The organism is Synechococcus sp. N5 (genome assembly GCF_900473925.1).
Lineage (GTDB): Bacteria > Cyanobacteriota > Cyanobacteriia > PCC-6307 > Cyanobiaceae > Parasynechococcus.
Genome location: NZ_UCNI01000004.1, coordinates 1 through 15,515 on the forward strand (window position 1 = coordinate 1; position 15,515 = coordinate 15,515).

General features: G+C 58.6%; 20 protein-coding genes and 1 pseudogene. 12 read left to right on the plus strand and 9 right to left on the minus strand.

Annotated elements, in window-relative coordinates:
• Positions 1–333 precede the first annotated feature (333 nt).
• Complete coding sequence (locus tag DXY03_RS04735; protein WP_115009396.1) at positions 334–531, minus strand: hypothetical protein; 198 nt, start codon at positions 529–531, stop codon at positions 334–336.
• A gap of 1,064 nt (positions 532–1,595) precedes the next feature.
• On the opposite strand from DXY03_RS04735, the gene DXY03_RS04740 reads away from it, so the two are divergent.
• Positions 1,596–1,697, plus strand: coding sequence for a DUF4278 domain-containing protein (locus tag DXY03_RS04740; RefSeq protein WP_170951981.1), 102 nt, complete (start codon positions 1,596–1,598; stop codon positions 1,695–1,697).
• Between the two features lie 977 nt (positions 1,698–2,674).
• On the opposite strand, the gene DXY03_RS04745 is transcribed toward DXY03_RS04740, so the two are convergent.
• Both DXY03_RS04745 and DXY03_RS04750 read right to left on the minus strand, forming a co-directional pair.
• On the minus strand, positions 2,675–3,085 hold the full coding sequence (locus tag DXY03_RS04745) for a hypothetical protein (protein ID WP_170951982.1): 411 nt from the start codon (positions 3,083–3,085) through the stop codon (positions 2,675–2,677).
• A gap of 299 nt (positions 3,086–3,384) precedes the next feature.
• On the minus strand, positions 3,385–3,570 hold the full coding sequence (locus tag DXY03_RS04750; RefSeq protein ID WP_136987639.1) for a hypothetical protein: 186 nt from the start codon (positions 3,568–3,570) through the stop codon (positions 3,385–3,387).
• A gap of 237 nt (positions 3,571–3,807) precedes the next feature.
• Between DXY03_RS04750 and DXY03_RS04755 the strand changes: the two genes are divergently transcribed.
• From DXY03_RS04755 to DXY03_RS04775, 5 genes and pseudogenes are all read left to right on the plus strand, one after another.
• Entirely contained in the window at positions 3,808–4,356 is a 549-nt protein-coding gene (locus tag DXY03_RS04755; RefSeq protein ID WP_115009400.1) for a DUF3038 domain-containing protein, read from the plus strand.
• 7 nt (positions 4,357–4,363) lie between these two features.
• On the plus strand, positions 4,364–4,978 hold the full coding sequence (locus DXY03_RS04760) for a DUF4335 domain-containing protein (RefSeq protein ID WP_115009401.1): 615 nt from the start codon (positions 4,364–4,366) through the stop codon (positions 4,976–4,978).
• 59 nt (positions 4,979–5,037) lie between these two features.
• Positions 5,038–5,406 (plus strand): hypothetical protein, encoded by a 369-nt coding sequence (locus tag DXY03_RS04765; protein ID WP_115009402.1) that lies wholly within the window; start codon positions 5,038–5,040, stop codon positions 5,404–5,406.
• 182 nt (positions 5,407–5,588) lie between these two features.
• Positions 5,589–6,413 (plus strand): annotated as a pseudogene (ppk2, locus tag DXY03_RS04770) (polyphosphate kinase 2).
• Positions 6,414–6,650: 237 nt separating this feature from the next.
• Positions 6,651–6,863 (plus strand): hypothetical protein, encoded by a 213-nt coding sequence (locus DXY03_RS04775; RefSeq protein WP_011364797.1) that lies wholly within the window; start codon positions 6,651–6,653, stop codon positions 6,861–6,863.
• Between the two features lie 166 nt (positions 6,864–7,029).
• Here the strand turns inward: DXY03_RS04775 and DXY03_RS04780 are convergent, their stop codons facing one another.
• The 3 genes from DXY03_RS04780 to DXY03_RS04790 form a co-directional block, all read right to left on the minus strand.
• The gene (locus DXY03_RS04780) at positions 7,030–7,251 is read right to left on the minus strand and encodes a hypothetical protein (protein WP_041435027.1); all 222 of its coding nucleotides are present in this window, start codon (positions 7,249–7,251) and stop codon (positions 7,030–7,032) included.
• Between the two features lie 89 nt (positions 7,252–7,340).
• Positions 7,341–8,588 (minus strand): organoarsenical effux MFS transporter ArsJ, encoded by a 1,248-nt coding sequence (arsJ, locus tag DXY03_RS04785; RefSeq protein WP_115009403.1) that lies wholly within the window; start codon positions 8,586–8,588, stop codon positions 7,341–7,343.
• Positions 8,585–9,607 carry an ArsJ-associated glyceraldehyde-3-phosphate dehydrogenase gene (locus DXY03_RS04790; protein WP_115009404.1) on the minus strand — a complete coding sequence of 341 codons (1,023 nt, stop codon included), beginning with the start codon at positions 9,605–9,607 and terminating at the stop codon, positions 8,585–8,587. Before DXY03_RS04790 ends, arsJ begins: the two co-directional genes overlap by 4 nt.
• A 60-nt stretch (positions 9,608–9,667) precedes the next feature.
• Here DXY03_RS04790 and DXY03_RS04795 point away from each other — a divergent pair, with 60 nt between their 5' ends.
• From DXY03_RS04795 to DXY03_RS04805, 3 genes are all read left to right on the plus strand, one after another.
• Positions 9,668–9,985 carry a metalloregulator ArsR/SmtB family transcription factor gene (locus tag DXY03_RS04795; RefSeq protein ID WP_115009405.1) on the plus strand — a complete coding sequence of 106 codons (318 nt, stop codon included), beginning with the start codon at positions 9,668–9,670 and terminating at the stop codon, positions 9,983–9,985.
• 2 nt (positions 9,986–9,987) lie between these two features.
• The gene (locus tag DXY03_RS04800) at positions 9,988–10,605 is read left to right on the plus strand and encodes a DUF938 domain-containing protein (RefSeq protein WP_115009406.1); all 618 of its coding nucleotides are present in this window, start codon (positions 9,988–9,990) and stop codon (positions 10,603–10,605) included.
• A 190-nt stretch (positions 10,606–10,795) separates the two neighbouring features.
• Positions 10,796–11,695: a mechanosensitive ion channel family protein gene (locus tag DXY03_RS04805; RefSeq protein ID WP_244272323.1), complete on the plus strand. Its 900-nt coding sequence runs from the start codon at positions 10,796–10,798 to the stop codon at positions 11,693–11,695.
• Here DXY03_RS04805 and DXY03_RS04810 read toward each other — a convergent pair.
• A complete protein-coding gene (locus tag DXY03_RS04810; RefSeq protein ID WP_115009407.1) occupies positions 11,656–11,970 on the minus strand; it encodes a Tat pathway signal protein in 315 nt (104 codons plus the stop codon). The two genes, DXY03_RS04805 and DXY03_RS04810, sit on opposite strands and share 40 nt — an antisense overlap.
• A gap of 38 nt (positions 11,971–12,008) precedes the next feature.
• On the minus strand, positions 12,009–12,413 hold the full coding sequence (locus tag DXY03_RS04815) for a hypothetical protein (protein ID WP_115009408.1): 405 nt from the start codon (positions 12,411–12,413) through the stop codon (positions 12,009–12,011).
• Positions 12,414–12,468: 55 nt separating this feature from the next.
• Here DXY03_RS04815 and purS point away from each other — a divergent pair, with 55 nt between their 5' ends.
• The 3 genes from purS to DXY03_RS04830 are packed head-to-tail and all read left to right on the plus strand — an operon-like array spanning position 12,469 to position 14,323.
• Positions 12,469–12,723 carry a phosphoribosylformylglycinamidine synthase subunit PurS gene (gene purS, locus DXY03_RS04820; RefSeq protein ID WP_011364806.1) on the plus strand — a complete coding sequence of 85 codons (255 nt, stop codon included), beginning with the start codon at positions 12,469–12,471 and terminating at the stop codon, positions 12,721–12,723.
• Positions 12,720–13,370, plus strand: coding sequence for a phosphoribosylformylglycinamidine synthase subunit PurQ (purQ, locus tag DXY03_RS04825; protein WP_115009409.1), 651 nt, complete (start codon positions 12,720–12,722; stop codon positions 13,368–13,370). Before purS ends, purQ begins: the two co-directional genes overlap by 4 nt.
• Positions 13,370–14,323 (plus strand): LD-carboxypeptidase, encoded by a 954-nt coding sequence (locus tag DXY03_RS04830; protein WP_115009411.1) that lies wholly within the window; start codon positions 13,370–13,372, stop codon positions 14,321–14,323. The genes purQ and DXY03_RS04830 overlap by 1 nt, the downstream gene beginning before the upstream one ends.
• An 88-nt stretch (positions 14,324–14,411) precedes the next feature.
• Here DXY03_RS04830 and fba read toward each other — a convergent pair whose 3' ends face one another.
• Positions 14,412–15,485, minus strand: coding sequence for a class II fructose-bisphosphate aldolase (gene fba, locus DXY03_RS04835; protein WP_115009413.1), 1,074 nt, complete (start codon positions 15,483–15,485; stop codon positions 14,412–14,414).
• Between the last annotated feature and the right edge of the window lie 30 nt (positions 15,486–15,515).

Here is a 15,515-nt window from a genome sequence, read left to right on the forward strand (position 1 = left end):
ATCACAACGCCGAGACAGCTGAGCAGACTTCAACAGAGGCTCCTCGGAAGGCTGACGAAAAGACTGAAGTAGAAGCTTGAGGAAGGCGCGGGTGAGGGAACCCGCCTCTTTTCGCCTTCCTGCGACGACGCGTCGAGCGGAGGGGTCGCTTCAACTTTCTAGACATCCCCTTACAGAGCTTCAACTAAGCCTTAATGCTTAGTTCGGATGGCCGAAGCAATCTGCGCGAGGCCATGGATGGAGGGTTCCGCGGGGCACAGTGTTCAGCGAAGGCGTGATGCCTTCATTGCGTCGAGCGGGGAGCAGGCTGAGGGGCCGACCTCCCTTTTTTTATCAGCGCTTGACCCAACGCCACAGGCGAGCGACAAAGCCATTGTGATTCCGCTGAATCTCGCGGTCCTGCCAAGCCTCGCAATCAGCCAGATCAATCTCTTCAGGCAGTGGAGCCCAGCCACCTATCCATGCGTTGATCTTCTGCGGCTTGCGGTTGCAGGGCAGCGTTGAGAGCCAGTCGATGTAGACCCGATTCATGATCCGTGGCTATGGGTGGAGATGAGACGAGATGCCGAGGTAAACGGCGGTCTTGGCTCGGGGGATCTGATCGCTGGCTGACGGATCCCCCTGCGTGGAAATGGTGTGAGGCCTCGTTCTCAGCCGAGGCCCCATAGTGGCGGGAAAGCTCAAAAAACAGCCACCGAGGAGGAGTCATGGAGATGGGCTGAGCTCAAGAAACTGGCTGAGGACAAGCGAAAAACCGTCCACCCACGACTTCCGCAGTGTCAGCTGAGTAGAGATGCTTGATCTGTGAGGAAAAACACCTCACGGGGTGGAAACAAGGTCACACTCCCGAGAGACGTTTTGGAGCCCCTGCCTTCGGCGGGGGTTTCTTTTTGGGGAATGGCCTCCAGCCAAAGATCTGGCTAAGGGTTGAGTTCAACCATCACGATCTGAATGTCCTCTGGATATCCAGAAATAACGGAGCAGGATCCATCAGCGTCAATGCAGGCTGGGGATCGCCGAGAACGACTCGCAAAGTTCGTTGGCGAATTGTGGGCACAACGCCGACACGTTGTTGAGACTCGGCGCCGTATCGATAAGAGATTCGCGGATGAGAGCGACTGGTTTGTCCGCAAAGACACTGAACTCGTGGACTGAACTCCTGTCTGGCTGTGGCAAAGCACAGACCATCAGAGCTATGACTTCAATAGAGACACGTCCCCACGAGAGGGTGGTGGGCTTGGCTCAGGTGATCTGCTCTATAGAGCTGCAGCGGATCACCCTGTCTGCGATTCGGTAGTAAGTAACGCGATCTGACTGAAGTCAGTGCGGTTACGAATGAATTGCACCGCAACTGGCAGAGCTGGTGGTGCAGCGGAGCTTCAATCGCTCGGGGCTCCGCTTGCCTGGATATTGGATGAGGGCACTGAGCTGAATCCAGCTAGAAACGCACTGTGTATCCGCCCGAACGACACATGGGTTGACGCCTCCCTTATAAGGGATCTGTAGCAACCGCTACCAACAACGTTCACCTCGCTTCTGCAAGGCGCAGATCACCAGGCCAAGGAACGGGGACCTGGATTTCTGAGGAACCTCAAATGACCCTGACCTATCGCGGCCAGAAGTACGACCAGCAAAAAGTGGCTGGCGACTCCAACAAACCTGCTCTGACCTACCGCGGAGTTTCCTACGCCAAGTGATCAAGGCTTAATCAGAAGATCCAAAGCCCCTGCCCTAGGCGGGGGCTTCGTTTTGCCACTGCTGAGCCTCTACTCGTTCACCTGCCAGGTCAACAATCGATTGGGCGATGGGTATGTATCGATGATCGACACTTCCGTCTTCGTTCTTTGGTGTGGTTACCTTGTTTAAGGTTCATGTGTCAATTGAGGCAATCAATTTTTTTCCACGCGGAAAACTTGTAATCACCTGCTGGTAGCTCATTGTCCTGGCAGATGGTCATGTGAAATACCTGAATAGATATTCACTTAGATTCGGCTTGGGAAGTGTTGCCGTAGGCTCCGCCTAAAGCACGTACTCCGTAAACATGAACCATCAAGACAATCCAAAAATGGATTGGTTTCACTTGAGTTCCTGGTGGTGCCGCTGTGTTACTGCGTCACGCTGACGGGGTCAGATAACGGGCTCTACTAAGCAGTGCCTAAAGCTGCTTGATCCCTGGCGTCTGACGGCGCGAATGACGACTTACTCCCGAAGGCATTCAGAGTCACCCATTTCTTTTACGTGGATTCCAAACCACGAGTGTTTATGTCTTTGCTTTGACTTACAGGGAGTCAGCAAGCTTCTCCCTGTATACATGGGTGCTTAAGCAAATGCTTTCTCCCTGTATACATGTGGGGTCGCCAGACCCTTCCAGAAGGCCCTGAATGGAGCCAAGAGTGCTGCCTTGTGATTCATCATTATGCGCAAAACAGAAGCCTTAGAGAGGCATGCAGGCACAAGCTGACTCTTCTTGATTGAAATGAATGACTGCACCATAGAGAAACGCAATTGCCTCAATCAAGCAACCACGAGTCAATCTGTTTCCATACAGGAGTCAGCGCATTTCTTAAAACCTCTGGGTCATATCCATGTCCATAAACGTTAGACATCTGACTGATCGAAAGCCTATGACCAAGCAGTGCCTCGATGTGAGCAGGATCTACCTGATTGCTCCTCCCTAAGTCTGTAATGCCATGGCGAAAGCTATGGGGGTCAGGTAAGGGTTGAGGCTCTTCAGCCTGAGATTGATTTGAGAGGCCGTCCCCCAGCCCTTTTCAAAAGGAAACTGGTTCAGCAGCGCTACAACCTTGGGCGGCAACGGAATTGTCCTGACAGAAGCCTTGTTCTTTGCGGTGCCTAAAGCAATTTGCATCGTGCCGAGCTCCAAATCGAAGTCTTCACGGTTCCGCTTTCTGACTTCACTAATCCGGGTACCGCAATAGACCTGAATCAAGACAGGGATGAGCTGTCTATCGAGGAGCTTCGGCAAAAGGCCCAACAGATCGCGATAGTCCTTTTCGGCAGCTGTATAGATGTGGTCTGCTTCCCCTGCGCTGTAGTCCGCAGTATCAAAGGGGTTCATCGCCATCCCTCGGAGCAACCCAGACTTCATGCACATGGAGACCAGCCCCGACAGCAGTGAGCACTTGCTGTTGATGGTCAGACCACTAAGTCCTGAGTCCTGCATTTGATCGATCCACTCCCTGATGGCTTCTGGAGTGGCCTCAGCCAGTTCGAAAGGACAGTGCTTTAGGCGATACCCACGTTTCGATGCCAGCTGGCTGACAGGGGCAACTGGTTCTTTCTCCTGCGGATCCGCTCCACCTCACGAATCAGATCGTTCCAGACGACTGGTACTTGCCTGTTATTCAAGGCTTTAGCGAGTGCTTAGGTATTCGGATCGAGGTAGTCCCCAGTGACCTCGTCTTGCTCCCACTTGCCCGTGTAGTTCTCGGCGGCGGTCTGTATGTCGGCGGCATCAGCTAGTTCGAGCAAGTTGACGAACTCCCTGGCTTCCTTCCACCTGGTCACACCTTGCTGCTGGGCCCTGTGCGCAGCCTCAAGTTCCGCCATTGCCTGACCTGCTCGCAGGTGAGCAACCTCGCTGCCCCTGGTCTGCAGAGAACGCATCACACGCCTGCCGCCCAGATGCAGCTGAACGCAATACACTCCGTTCGACCTTCTTTGGATCGGCTTCTTAGGTCTGCCCATGGCATCGGTACTGCGAGAGTTCTGCGACAGAGAACTGCGAGAGAGTCGTAAAACTCCCCTGACATCCTGTCTCCGCCTGACTTCATTGTCATCGCAGCCATGACTGAAGCTCCAGCCCCCAGCGCACCCACTGACGGCGCGCGTCTCAGCCGGCGGGGCGTCGAGCGTCTCGACCTATTGATGCTGACCATTGAGGCTCTTGATCTCAATGGTGGCGAGGCGATGGTCTGGGCCAGCCAGCAGAAGGGTCTCCAGGCGCAATTCCCCAACCGGGTTGAACTCTGGAAGCGTCGCTGTCATAACCCGCTTCGGCGCACCACCCGGCGGGACCAGCTCGACCCGGTGGATGCCGAATCACTGATCTGTCTGGTGTGTGCCATGGCAGATCGGCTCTACCCCATGCTCCACCAACTCCTCTCGAGCCGCGAACCGGAACAGCTCACCCAACAGCGTTGGCAGTTGTTCCACGAGCGCCTGCGGGACCTCATCGAAGAGCGAATGAATCCGCGCCGGGAAGCCGTTGTTCGCCTGCTCACCATGGAGCCGGCGGGCCCTTTGCACCGCCAGCTGATCAGCACCCTGGCGTTCTGCGCAGGCCCAGGTGGAATCGATCGACTCCGCGCAACCCTGCTCGACCCCACGCCTTAGGCCGACCATGTTGAAAACGACATACCAATACGAACAGACCGCAGCACGGCTGGTGGTGGAAGGCTTTCCCGACCTCTCCGCCGGACAGTCCAATGAGGCGATCGGCATCCTGTCGTCCTGGCGGCTGCAGTTGATCGGAGCACCGGAACTGGAAGGAACCCGGGATCATCTCGAGGCTCTGATGGCAGCGGTGATGCCCTACGCCAGGCATCGCTTGTCCGGCGTGCAGCGCCGCTTTGGCCTGGAAGGCGGTTTTGTGAGCATCGCACCGGATCAAGCCAACCATCGGCTGGAACTGCGCAGCAGCCGAGAGGGCGTCGAGCCGTTACAGCTCAAGCTCGATGACGCCGAACTGGCCGATCTGGTGCGTTGCCTCGATCGCTTGCGTCTCGACAACCGGGTCAAGCTGACCTGGACGTTCCCCGAGGACCGCCCGTTGAAGCGTCAGGAGATCGTCGATCGCATTCCTCTGCAGAAACGCCTTGGACCACCCCTTCTGGCCGGGATTGCTCTGGTATGCACCATTGCCACCGCCTGGCTTGTTCCTCTGCCTCAGGAAACCAAGGACACATCGCCAGCACCGGCACCGGTGGACAAGCCTGAAACGCAGTCCGACCGTTGACGTGCAGGAAACACGCTTCAGAATCGCCGCAGTGACGGCACCCTGATCACACCGATGCCATGAGGAAGGCGCGCCGAAGCAGTACACGCGATCAACGACGGGTCTTCCGTCCCCGTCGTCGCTTCCCCTATGGCCCCGTCCTGCGTCAGTTGACGGTTGTCGTGCTGATGCTGGCTGCTGCCGCAGGGATTGCAGTGCTGCTGAATCAGCTGCCCCAGCAGGTGGACATCATGCTGCTGCTGAGCAAGGCCATTGATGACCTGATCGGCGGCGTTCAGCAACTGCTGGAAGCCATGCTCGGGCTCGCCGCCATCGTGCTGATCGCTGCTATCGCACTTCTGGCGGGCATCCTCTTGCTTGGTGCGCTCTGGAGGTTGATCCGCATCATCCGACTGGTGTTGTCGCCCCCTATTCAAGGCAGGCGCTGAAGCCGAAAGCACCAGACATTCCGTAAAAATCGGACAAGATCGACCCCGCAGATTGCAGCGCTGGCGGACTGGACTGGCGATCCACCGAAAGCATGAGCCAGCCCGTCGACCACGACATGACAGCCGTCCTCGAGGCCATCGATCACTACAGCGATGGCGACGTCAACCAACCGCAGGAAATCATGGTGAAGCTGCAGGAGGGTTGCTCCAACAAGCACAAACGGCTGAACAAAAAGGTCTACGAAAAAGAGCTGGCCAAACTCCAGACGGAACTGGTGAAGATGCAGTACTGGGTGAAAGTCACCGGCTTTCGCATGATCATCCTGTTCGAAGGGCGGGACGCCGCAGGCAAGGGAGGATCGATTAAACGGCTGACGGAGCCCTTGAACCCCAGGGGATGCCGGGTGGTGGCCTTGGGCACGCCTTCAGAGCGTCAGAAAAGCCAGTGGTATTTCCAACGCTATGTGGAGCATTTTCCCAGTGCCGGAGAAATCGTTGTCTTTGATCGGAGCTGGTACAACCGGGCCGGCGTGGAAAAGGTGATGGGCTTCGCGACACGCGAACAAGCGGAGCAGTTTTATGTGTCGTGCCCACAGTTTGAGCCAATGCTGGTGCAGGACGGAATCCTGTTACTCAAATACTGGTTCTCCATCAACGATGACGAACAGGAAAAACGTTTCCAGTAACGCATTGATAACGAAGAGCGTCGCTGGAAGATGAGTCCGATGGACATCGAATCGCGCAACCGCTGGGTGGAGTACTCGAAAGCGAAGGACACCATGTTTGCCAAGACGCATATCCCGGAGGCCCCATGGTTCACCGTGGAGGCCAATAACAAGCGCCGCGCCCGCTTGAATTGCCTGCGCCACATTCTCAGCAAGGTGCCCTATGAAGACATGACACCGCCACCCATCAAGATGCCGAAGCGCCCGAAGCAAGGAAGCTACAAACGGCCTCATTTCAACGAGAAATTCTTTGTACCTAACAACCATCCATACAAGGACTGAGAAAACAGTGCGCAAAAGAGAAAAGCAATAAGTTCAGGTCAACTATTAGCTTAGACTGCTTCAATCAAGCAGCCCTTTTTCAGGGAAAAAATAATTATTTTTACGTTCACTTACTCAAGTAAAAGCTAGCCGACCCGCAAAAAACCACCTCGCTTGGCTTGAGGTCACACAGCAGCACGCTTTAAGGTGATCTACCATCCAGTTCTGCAGGCTTTGCTCGGTTCCTGGCAAGTCCTAATGCGGTGTATCGCAAGCGCACTGTTCCTGGTGGCCCATGGTCTGCTGGTGCTAGAGCACATCACCATTGGAACGGCACTGCATGGGATTGCGGAGTTGTTCCTTGCCCCCTGGGCCATCCGCCACAAAGCCTGGGACATCATCGTGATCGGACTGATTTTCTGCGTCTTCGACCTGTGGGGAACACTACGTCTGACCGGCGTGTTGGTCTAAGGCCCTTCAACCACTCAGCCTCTGGGACCAAAACCCAAACAGCTGCCACGACGACCAGAGGAACATCCCCAGGAAGACCCAGTTCAGCCAAGCCGGACGTCGGTCGTTTTCAAACATCTCTCAGGACAGCGAAAGGCGACACCTGACCTTATCGGTGTCGACCGGATCACTTCGCCGACGAACTCCAATCGGCGGAACGAAACGACACATTGGCACCACCACTACGTTTCAGGTCGTGCATGCCCTCCAGCTGGTTGTACACCGACAAGAGCTGCCGCCGCATGTGGTCGGTATGGGGCAGATCAGCGATCAAACGCAACACATCCTCCAGGGATCTCTTGGCATCGATCACCAAACGACAATCGGGGCTGCCAGGCTCGTCTCGCATGGGATCAAGAGCGATTTCATCCATTCAGCAGAAAATCTCTGCTTGCGGGTGTCTGAATCCCTACCAACGCGGCGATATTCAGCAGAAATTCAGAGTTTGGCCACAACCGGCAATCTGAGGCTGCTGAACCACGACAACAACACCAGCAGGGATGAAACCCAAAGGCAGGCCTGCATGCCCGCGGCTTCGGTTTGGCCGAGCATGAACACAGCCCCCGAGAGCAACGTGCCCACCAAGCGTCCGGCAGCGTTGGCCATGTAGTAGAAGCCCACATTGAGGCTGACGCTCTCCGCATCGGTGTAAGCCAGCACCATGTAGGAGTGGATCGACGAATTCATCGCGAACACCACCCCAAAGGCGGCAAGGCCTGCGGTGATGGCGACCGCCACATCCACCTGGCGCCACAGCGCCACCGCGATCAGGGCGGGAATGGCGGTGAGCAGAGCACTCCAGAACTGCACAGCAGAAGGTCCCGGGGATGTGGTCTGCCCCCAGAGCTGTCTCAGACCAGGCGCTGATCCCTGAACGAAGCCGTAGCCAATCACCCAGAGACCGAGGAAGCCACCGATCTCCCAGAAACTCCAGCCCAGGGAGGCCTCAAGGAACACGGGCAAGGCCACCACGAACCAAACATCCCGGGCACCAAACAGAAAGAAGCGCGCCAGGGACAGCACGTCGATGCCCTGGGATTTGGAGAACAGCGACGCAAAGGCCGGCTTGGACTTCATCTTTCCGATTTCCCCGGGCAGCACCAGCGTGAGCAGGAAGGCCAGGGCCAGACCTGCCGCCATCCAGCCCACGGCAGCATTGAAGCCAAAGGCAGTGAGCAGCACCCCACCGAGGAAGAAGCCCACACCCTTGAGGGCGTTCTTGGATCCCGTGAGGATCGCCACCCACTTGAACAGCTGCTGCTGCCCCTGCTGCTGATCCTCCGGCGTTTCCGAAACCACCGTCTTGATGGCACTCTTGGCGCTCATCTTGTTGAGATCTTTGGCGATGCCGCTGATGGCCTGAGCGGTCAGCACATAGATCACGCTCAACAGTTTCGGCCAACTGGCGGCGACGGGCATCAGCATCAACAACGCAAGAATCTGCAGCAGCGTTCCCACCCAGAGGGTGAGCCGAAGCCCATAGCGGGCACCGATCCAACCGCCGTACAGGTTGGTGAGCACCCCAAACAGCTCATAAAACAGAAACAGGAAGGCGATCTCGAGGGTGGTGTAGCCGAGTTGATGGAAGTGGAACACCACCAACATCCGCAGGGCCCCATCGGTGAGCGTGAAGGCCCAGTAGTTGGCGATGACAATGCCGTATTGCTGCAGAGGGGAGAGCTTCATCCGTCCAGACCAACCACGTGGCAGGTGAGATCGGCCATGCGGCAGCTGTAGCCCCATTCGTTGTCGTACCAGGCAAACACCTTCAACTGGTTGCCATCAACAACCATCGTCGAGAGGGCATCGACAATCGAGCTGCGGTTGTCGTTGGTGTAGTCGCACGACACCAACGGGCGTTCCTCGCAACCCAGAATTCCCTTCAGAGGCCCTTCCGCAGCTGCTTGGAACGCAGCATTCACCTGCTCCACCGTGACGCTCTGCTTGAGCTCGAACACCGCATCGGTGAGCGATCCATTCAGCAGGGGAACACGAACGGCATGACCGTTGAGTTTGCCCTTCAGCTCAGGAAAGATCATCGCGATCGCCTTGGCCGAACCGGTGGTGGTGGGAATGAGTGAGCTGAGCCCGGAGCGTGCCCGGCGCAGGTCGCTTTTGAAGGAATCGATCGGCACCTGGGTGTTGGTGATGTCGTGAATGGTGGTGATCAGGCCGTGCTCGATGCCGAAGCTCTCGTGCACCACCTTCACCACAGGCGCCAGGCAGTTGGTGGTACAGGAGGCGGCCGTCACCAACTTGTGGCGCGCCGGTTCATAGAGGTGGTGATTGATCCCGTAAACGATGTTGAGCGCGTCCTCACCGGCAACCACACCCTTCACGGGACAGGCCACCACCACCCGTTTGAGGCCCAGCTGATCGAAATAGGGATTGAGCGTCTCCGGCGTTTTGATCTTGCCGCTGGCTTCAAGCACCATCTCCACCCCCCGATCGCTCCAGGGCACGGCGGTGGGGTCCTTCTCGCTGGACCAGGTGAGTGCGGATCCCTCCACCCTGAATCCATCAGCACTGCTGGTGATGCCTCGATCCCAGCGACCATGCACAGAATCGAACTCCAGCAGGTGGGCCGCCGTTGCTGCATCGCCAGCGGGATCATTGACATGCACCAGTTCGATGCCGGGCCGTCCCCAGAGGGCCCGAAACACCAGGCGACCAATCCGTCCAAAGCCATTGATGCCGATCCGCATGCGAGCTCCTTTGATCAATCAAATTATGTTGATCCAAACAGAGCGGGGGACACTGCTCTTGTGATCCAGAACACCCTCAACAGGGAGCAGTCGAGGCAGCTGCTCAAAGCACTGGCCGACCCGATCCGTCTCGACGTGATCCATGCGCTGGCACAGGGGGAACGATGCGTCTGTGACCTCACCGGTGAGCTCAACCTCTCCCAGTCGAAGCTCTCGTTCCATCTCAGGGTGCTGCGAGAGGCGGGGCTTCTGACGGATCGGCAGAGCGGCCGCTGGATCTACTACCGCCTGCAACCGGACGCCCTGGCAGCCCTGGAAGCCTGGCTGGCCGACCTGCGCCTCCACTGCAGCCAGAGCGCTGCCCCCTGCCCGAGCTGACGATGGACCAACGGCTTTTCTTCCCGGCCACGGAACGCAACCGCGGCCCCATCGGAGATCTGCTGAAGCAGCTCTTGCCTGGCTCAGGAGCCGTGCTGGAACTGGCCAGCGGCAGTGGTGAGCACGCCGTCTGCTTTCAGCAGCGCTTTCCCCATCTGCGCTGGCAAACCAGCGATCCGGATCCAGACCATCGCGCCAGCATCAACGCCTGGATCCAGCACCAGGGTCTGAGCCAGGTGATGCCAGCAGCCCTCAACCTCGATGTTGAACACCGCCCCTGGCCCCTGCCCCAGAACCTCCAAGGGGCCGTGAAGGCTGTTGTGTGCATCAACCTGCTGCACATCAGTCCAGCCAGCTGCACGGATGCCGTGCTCGAGGAATCAGCCCTGTTGCTGCCCAGCGGCGCCCCCTTGATCATTTATGGCCCATTCAGGCGCAATGGTGGTCACACGAGCGCAAGCAATGCCGCCTTCGACCAATCCCTCAGGGAACGCAACCACCAATGGGGATTGCGGGAGCTGAATCAAGTGACAGCCATCGCCGCCAAGGCTGGCTTCAACAACAAAAACGTGTTCTCCATGCCCGCTAACAATCTGACTTTGGTGTTTCAGCGCGCTTGAGCCCCACCTCGCTTGCCAGCTTCTGGAAAGCCACCGACAATCACGCGGTAACTCCGGTGTGGCGATGGATCTGACTGATTTCTTAGCGAAGCTTCTGATCGGTTCAGCCATCACTCTGACCCTGGCGTTCCTTTGTAAGACAGTTTTTCCTCGGTTCACGAAGCGAAGCAAAACCGACTTCGACGACTTTGTGCTCAACGCCTTCGCCGCTTCGGTGGTGCCTTTCGGCTTGGTGGTCACGCTGATCCTTGCTCAGGATGATTTGGGCTTGCCCAACAACATTGCCAGGGCCTACGACACATCGCTGCGCATTGTTGGCACGATCATTCTGATTAGGTTGGTCAACCGAATCGGAGCGCGATTCCTGTTCGGATTGGTGCGCCGTGCAGGCGCGGATGATCTTCAACAACTCCTCCAAAGCCTGCTCCCGCTGCTGAAAACCGTGGTGTGGGCGATCGGCACCTTGGTGCTGCTGCAGAGCCTGGGCGTGAAGATGACGGTGATCTGGGGTTTGCTCAGTGCCGGCGGCATCGGCATTGGCTTGGCCCTGAAAGAACCGGCCCAGGAATTGTTCGCCTACCTGATGATTCTTCTGGACAAGCCTTTCACCGTTGGGCAATTCATCACGGTGGGCTCCACCTCAGCAACGGTGGAACGCATCGGTGTTCGCTCCACCCATCTGCGCAGCCTGCGCGGCGAACAGGTGGTGATGAGCAACTCAACCCTTACAGGCTCCACCATCCTCAATTTCGCTGAAATGGCGCAACGCCGGATGATCTATTCGATTGGCGTCACCTACAGCACATCGCTCGAGCAGATGAAGGCAATCCCCACGATGGTTCAGGCCGTGATCGACGCTCAGGCCCACAGCACCTTCAACCGCTGCCACTTCACCGAATTTGCTGATTCAAGCTTGAATTTTGAACTGGTTTATTACATCGACACCCGCGATTTCACGGTCGCTCTGAACGAACAGCAAGCCATCAACCTCGGAATCATGGAGGCCTTCGCCCAAGCAGGCATCGACTTTGCCTTCCCAAGCAGGACGCTCTACTTGGAGGGAGACTCACTCGCCGGCAAAGCCTCCTGAGCCGTGGGCACAGCAGAGCGCCAAACAACACCACCGATCAACAGGGCCAAGGCCGCCACAGCAGCGGTAAGGGGGATCAAGCAACGACGATCAGGACTGGAAGCACGGGCGATCTGGCTGGAGAGGTTGTCGCGTCGAGATGCCAGAAATGTCCCCTGCCGGCAGCGGGTGCACACCGTGTTGGTGACGCCTGCACTCTTCAACTTGAAGCCGTAACGACCCGGAATCTCAACGGGTGTTCCACAGCTGGAACAAGGGAGAGAAAAAACTGCCATGGGGAATCTGCCCTCAATTCAGATCTATCACCCTGGTTTCACTCCAACGGAACGTCACCCGTGGCACAAACAGAACCCCAGCAGAGGCTGTGGTCCGCCGTCCAGAAGGGCTGCACCTCTCGCCAGTCCTCGCCCTCACCAACCCGCATCATCATCTGGCCGCTGCCGTCATGGACAAATTCGACGCGCTGCTGATTCCAGGTCAACACCCAGCGCTCTCCAGGACTGGCGGCCACCATCCGACAGGGACTCCAGGCCTGCTGCGCGATCCGGCAGCGCATCGAAGCCGCTGCTGCTGAGCCCCCAGCTGCAGAGCTGCCCATCAGCAGCAGAGCCGCGGTCCAGAGCTGAATGCGAAACACAGACACAGACTCGGCAGCACGCTGGCGAAAGGCCTCCTTTTCACCATGGGACCGGGCGATGGTCACGCCGTTGAGGCGCACCGGATCTCTTCAGGGTTTGGTGTCTGTCAGGATTTGATCAGACCAGTTGCTGATCGTGCCGCGTTTTCAAGCCCGCGTCCTCGTGCGTCTGCGCCCCTCCGTACTCGATCCAGCCGGAGAAGCCGCGCGTGGTGCCGCTGAACGACTTGGGGTGGAAGGCCTCAGCAAGCTTCGGATCGGTAAAGCCGTAGAAATGGAGCTTGAGGCTCCTGATGAGGCCGAAGCCCGCCGCAGGTTGGAACTGCTTAGTGATCGCTTGCTGGCCAACCCGGTGATCGAAGACTGGAGCCTGGAGCTGGAGCAGTCATGAGCATCGGGGTCATCGTTTTTCCCGGCTCCAACTGTGACCGGGATGTGCAATGGGCAACCGAGGGTTGCCTTGGGATGAGCACGCGTCGGGTCTGGCATGAGGAGACCGACCTCAGCAGCTTTGACGCCATCGTTCTGCCGGGAGGCTTCAGCTACGGCGACTACCTGCGTTGCGGCGCCATTGCCCGCTTCGCACCAGCCCTGCAGTCCTTGATCGACTTTGCAGCCAAGGGCGGTCGCGTGCTCGGCATCTGCAACGGATTTCAGGTGCTCACGGAACTGGGCCTGCTCCCCGGTGCCCTCACCCGCAACCGGGATCTGCACTTCATCTGTGAAGACGCACCCCTCAAGGTGGTGAGCCAGCGCACGGCCTGGATGCAGGGGTACAACGACGGGGCCCTGACCCTGCCGATCGCCCACGGTGAGGGCCGCTACCAGTGCAGCGATGACACGCTCAAGCAGCTGCAGGACGACGACGCCATCGCCCTGAGCTACGGCAATAACCCCAACGGATCGGTGTCCGACATCGCAGGCATCACCAATGCCAGCGGCAGCGTTCTGGGCCTGATGCCCCACCCCGAGCGAGCCTGTGATCCGGCCACGGGAGGAACCGACGGCCGCCGCATGCTGGAAGCCCTGCTGGGCTGATGCCAACCCGCCGGACGCTGCTGATCTCAGGGGCATCCACTATCTTCACGGCCCTGCTCTCCCCCAGGGCCATGGCGGCCCAGCGCAGGCTGAAACCCTTGAAGCCTGGATCACGCATCCGCGCCGTGAACCCCGGCACCTGGATGGATCCGGACACGGATCTTCAAGCCTTGCGCGAACGCTGCGATCAACAGCAGTGGCATCTGGAGATTCCCGCAGTCGTCAACCGTCAATGGCGCTATTTCTCGGGAACCGACCAGAAACGGGTTGAGGATCTGAGGTCAGCCTGGAACGATCCAACGCTGGATGCCGTGGTGACCCTTGGCGGGGGCTGGGGGGCCGCCCGCGTGCTCGAAGCCGGTTTCCGTTTTCCGCGCCATCCCAAATGGAGCCTGGGGTTCTCCGACACCAGCTCCCTGCTGCTTGCCCAGTGGGCTGCTGGCTTGCCAGGGGCCATCCATGGATCCAGCGGCGGCACAGAGGCGCAATGGCAACGCACGGTGGACTTGCTCTGTGGCCGTCCCGTACCGCCCCTGCTGGGCGAGCCACGACGGCGGGGGATCGCCCGCGGACCCTTGGTGGTAACCAACCTGACCGTGGCGACCCACTTGATCGGCACGCCCTGGCTTCCCTCCCTGAAGGGAGCCATCCTGGTGCTGGAAGACGTGGGCGAAGCGCCCTACCGGGTTGATCGGATGCTGACCCAGTGGCGCAGCGCAGGCCTGCTGCAGCAGTTGGCAGGGGTGGCCTGCGGCCGCTTCAGCTGGGCTGAAGACGACATCCTTCCCGGCGATTTCACAATGGACGAGATCCTGGAGGAACGCCTTGGTGATCTGGGCATTCCACTGGTGCTGAATCTGCCGCTGGGCCATGGACGGCCCAACAAGGCCTTGCCCCTGGGAGCGCAGGCACAACTCGACGGCAACCACGGTCTGCTCAGCCTGATGGCCTGATGAAAGCGTGACGCTGCTCACGATCGAGCAGCCCAACAAAAAGGGGGGCCTTTCGGCCCCCCGTGGATGAATCAATTGATCGTGATAATCAGGCAGCGACGGCAGCCTTGGGATCAAGAGCACCCTTGGCGTAGAGGCCGGCGTAATAGGTGATGCTCTGCTGCTGGATCTTGCTGGCGTTGCCGGCAGCCCAGAACTGCTGGTAACGGTCCAGGCAGACCTGCTTCATGTACTTGCGAGCAGGCTTGTTGAAGTGGCGGGGGTCGAAGTTGGAAGGATCGGCCATGGCCGCTTCACGCACAGCAGCGGTGAAGGCGAGACGGTTGTCGGTGTCGATGTTCACCTTGCGCACACCGTTGCGGATGCCTTCCTGGATTTCCTCGACGGGAACGCCGTAGGTCTCGGGGATGGCACCACCGTGATTGTTGATCATCTCCAGCCATTCCTGGGGAACGGAGGAGGAGCCGTGCATCACCAGGTGGGTGTTGGGGATGGCTTTGTGGATCTCAGCGATGCGGCTGATGGCCAGCACTTCACCCGTGGGCTTGCGGGTGAACTTGTAAGCGCCGTGGCTGGTGCCAATGGCGATGGCCAGGGCGTCGCACTTGGTCTTGGCAACGAAGTCGGCAGCCTCAGCGGGATCGGTGAGCAGCATGTCCTTGGACAGCTCGCCCTCGAAACCGTGGCCGTCTTCGGCTTCACCCTTGCCGGTTTCCAGGGAGCCCAGGCAACCCAGCTCACCCTCAACGCTCACACCCACGGAGTGGGCGAAGTCCACCACCTGCTTGGTGACGTTGACGTTGTAGTCGTAGCTGGCGGGAGTCTTGGCGTCCGCTTCCAAGGAACCGTCCATCATCACGGAGGTGAAACCGTTGATGGCAGCGGAATAGCAGGTGTCAGGGGCGTTGCCGTGGTCCTGGTGCATCACCACGGGGATGTGGGGATAGGTCTCGGTTGCGGCCAGGATCAGGTGACGAAGGAAGATCTCACCGGCGTAGCTGCGGGCGCCGCGGGAGGCCTGGAGGATCACAGGGCTGTCGGTCTCGTCAGCCGCTTCCATGATGGCCTGGACCTGCTCCAGATTGTTCACGTTGAACGCAGGAATGCCATAGCCGTTTTCAGCGGCGTGGTCGAGCAGGAGCCGAAGCGGAACGAGCGCCATAGGAAAAGTCTGAACGGAGAACCTTGACGG

Bases quoted from the DNA above. Each gene is read 5' to 3' on its own strand.
- DXY03_RS04735 (WP_115009396.1), bottom strand. From the start codon at position 531: ATGAATCGGGTCTACATCGACTGGCTCTCAACGCTGCCCTGCAACCGC.
- DXY03_RS04740 (WP_170951981.1), top strand. From the start codon at position 1,596: ATGACCCTGACCTATCGCGGCCAGAAGTACGACCAGCAAAAAGTGGCT.
- DXY03_RS04745 (WP_170951982.1), bottom strand. From the start codon at position 3,085: ATGGCGATGAACCCCTTTGATACTGCGGACTACAGCGCAGGGGAAGCA.
- DXY03_RS04750 (WP_136987639.1), bottom strand. From the start codon at position 3,570: ATGGCGGAACTTGAGGCTGCGCACAGGGCCCAGCAGCAAGGTGTGACC.
- DXY03_RS04755 (WP_115009400.1), top strand. From the start codon at position 3,808: ATGACTGAAGCTCCAGCCCCCAGCGCACCCACTGACGGCGCGCGTCTC.
- DXY03_RS04760 (WP_115009401.1), top strand. From the start codon at position 4,364: ATGTTGAAAACGACATACCAATACGAACAGACCGCAGCACGGCTGGTG.
- DXY03_RS04765 (WP_115009402.1), top strand. From the start codon at position 5,038: ATGAGGAAGGCGCGCCGAAGCAGTACACGCGATCAACGACGGGTCTTC.
- DXY03_RS04775 (WP_011364797.1), top strand. From the start codon at position 6,651: ATGCGGTGTATCGCAAGCGCACTGTTCCTGGTGGCCCATGGTCTGCTG.
- DXY03_RS04780 (WP_041435027.1), bottom strand. From the start codon at position 7,251: ATGCGAGACGAGCCTGGCAGCCCCGATTGTCGTTTGGTGATCGATGCC.
- arsJ (WP_115009403.1), bottom strand. From the start codon at position 8,588: ATGAAGCTCTCCCCTCTGCAGCAATACGGCATTGTCATCGCCAACTAC.
- DXY03_RS04790 (WP_115009404.1), bottom strand. From the start codon at position 9,607: ATGCGGATCGGCATCAATGGCTTTGGACGGATTGGTCGCCTGGTGTTT.
- DXY03_RS04800 (WP_115009406.1), top strand. From the start codon at position 9,988: ATGGACCAACGGCTTTTCTTCCCGGCCACGGAACGCAACCGCGGCCCC.
- DXY03_RS04810 (WP_115009407.1), bottom strand. From the start codon at position 11,970: ATGGCAGTTTTTTCTCTCCCTTGTTCCAGCTGTGGAACACCCGTTGAG.
- purQ (WP_115009409.1), top strand. From the start codon at position 12,720: ATGAGCATCGGGGTCATCGTTTTTCCCGGCTCCAACTGTGACCGGGAT.
- DXY03_RS04830 (WP_115009411.1), top strand. From the start codon at position 13,370: ATGCCAACCCGCCGGACGCTGCTGATCTCAGGGGCATCCACTATCTTC.
- fba (WP_115009413.1), bottom strand. From the start codon at position 15,485: ATGGCGCTCGTTCCGCTTCGGCTCCTGCTCGACCACGCCGCTGAAAAC.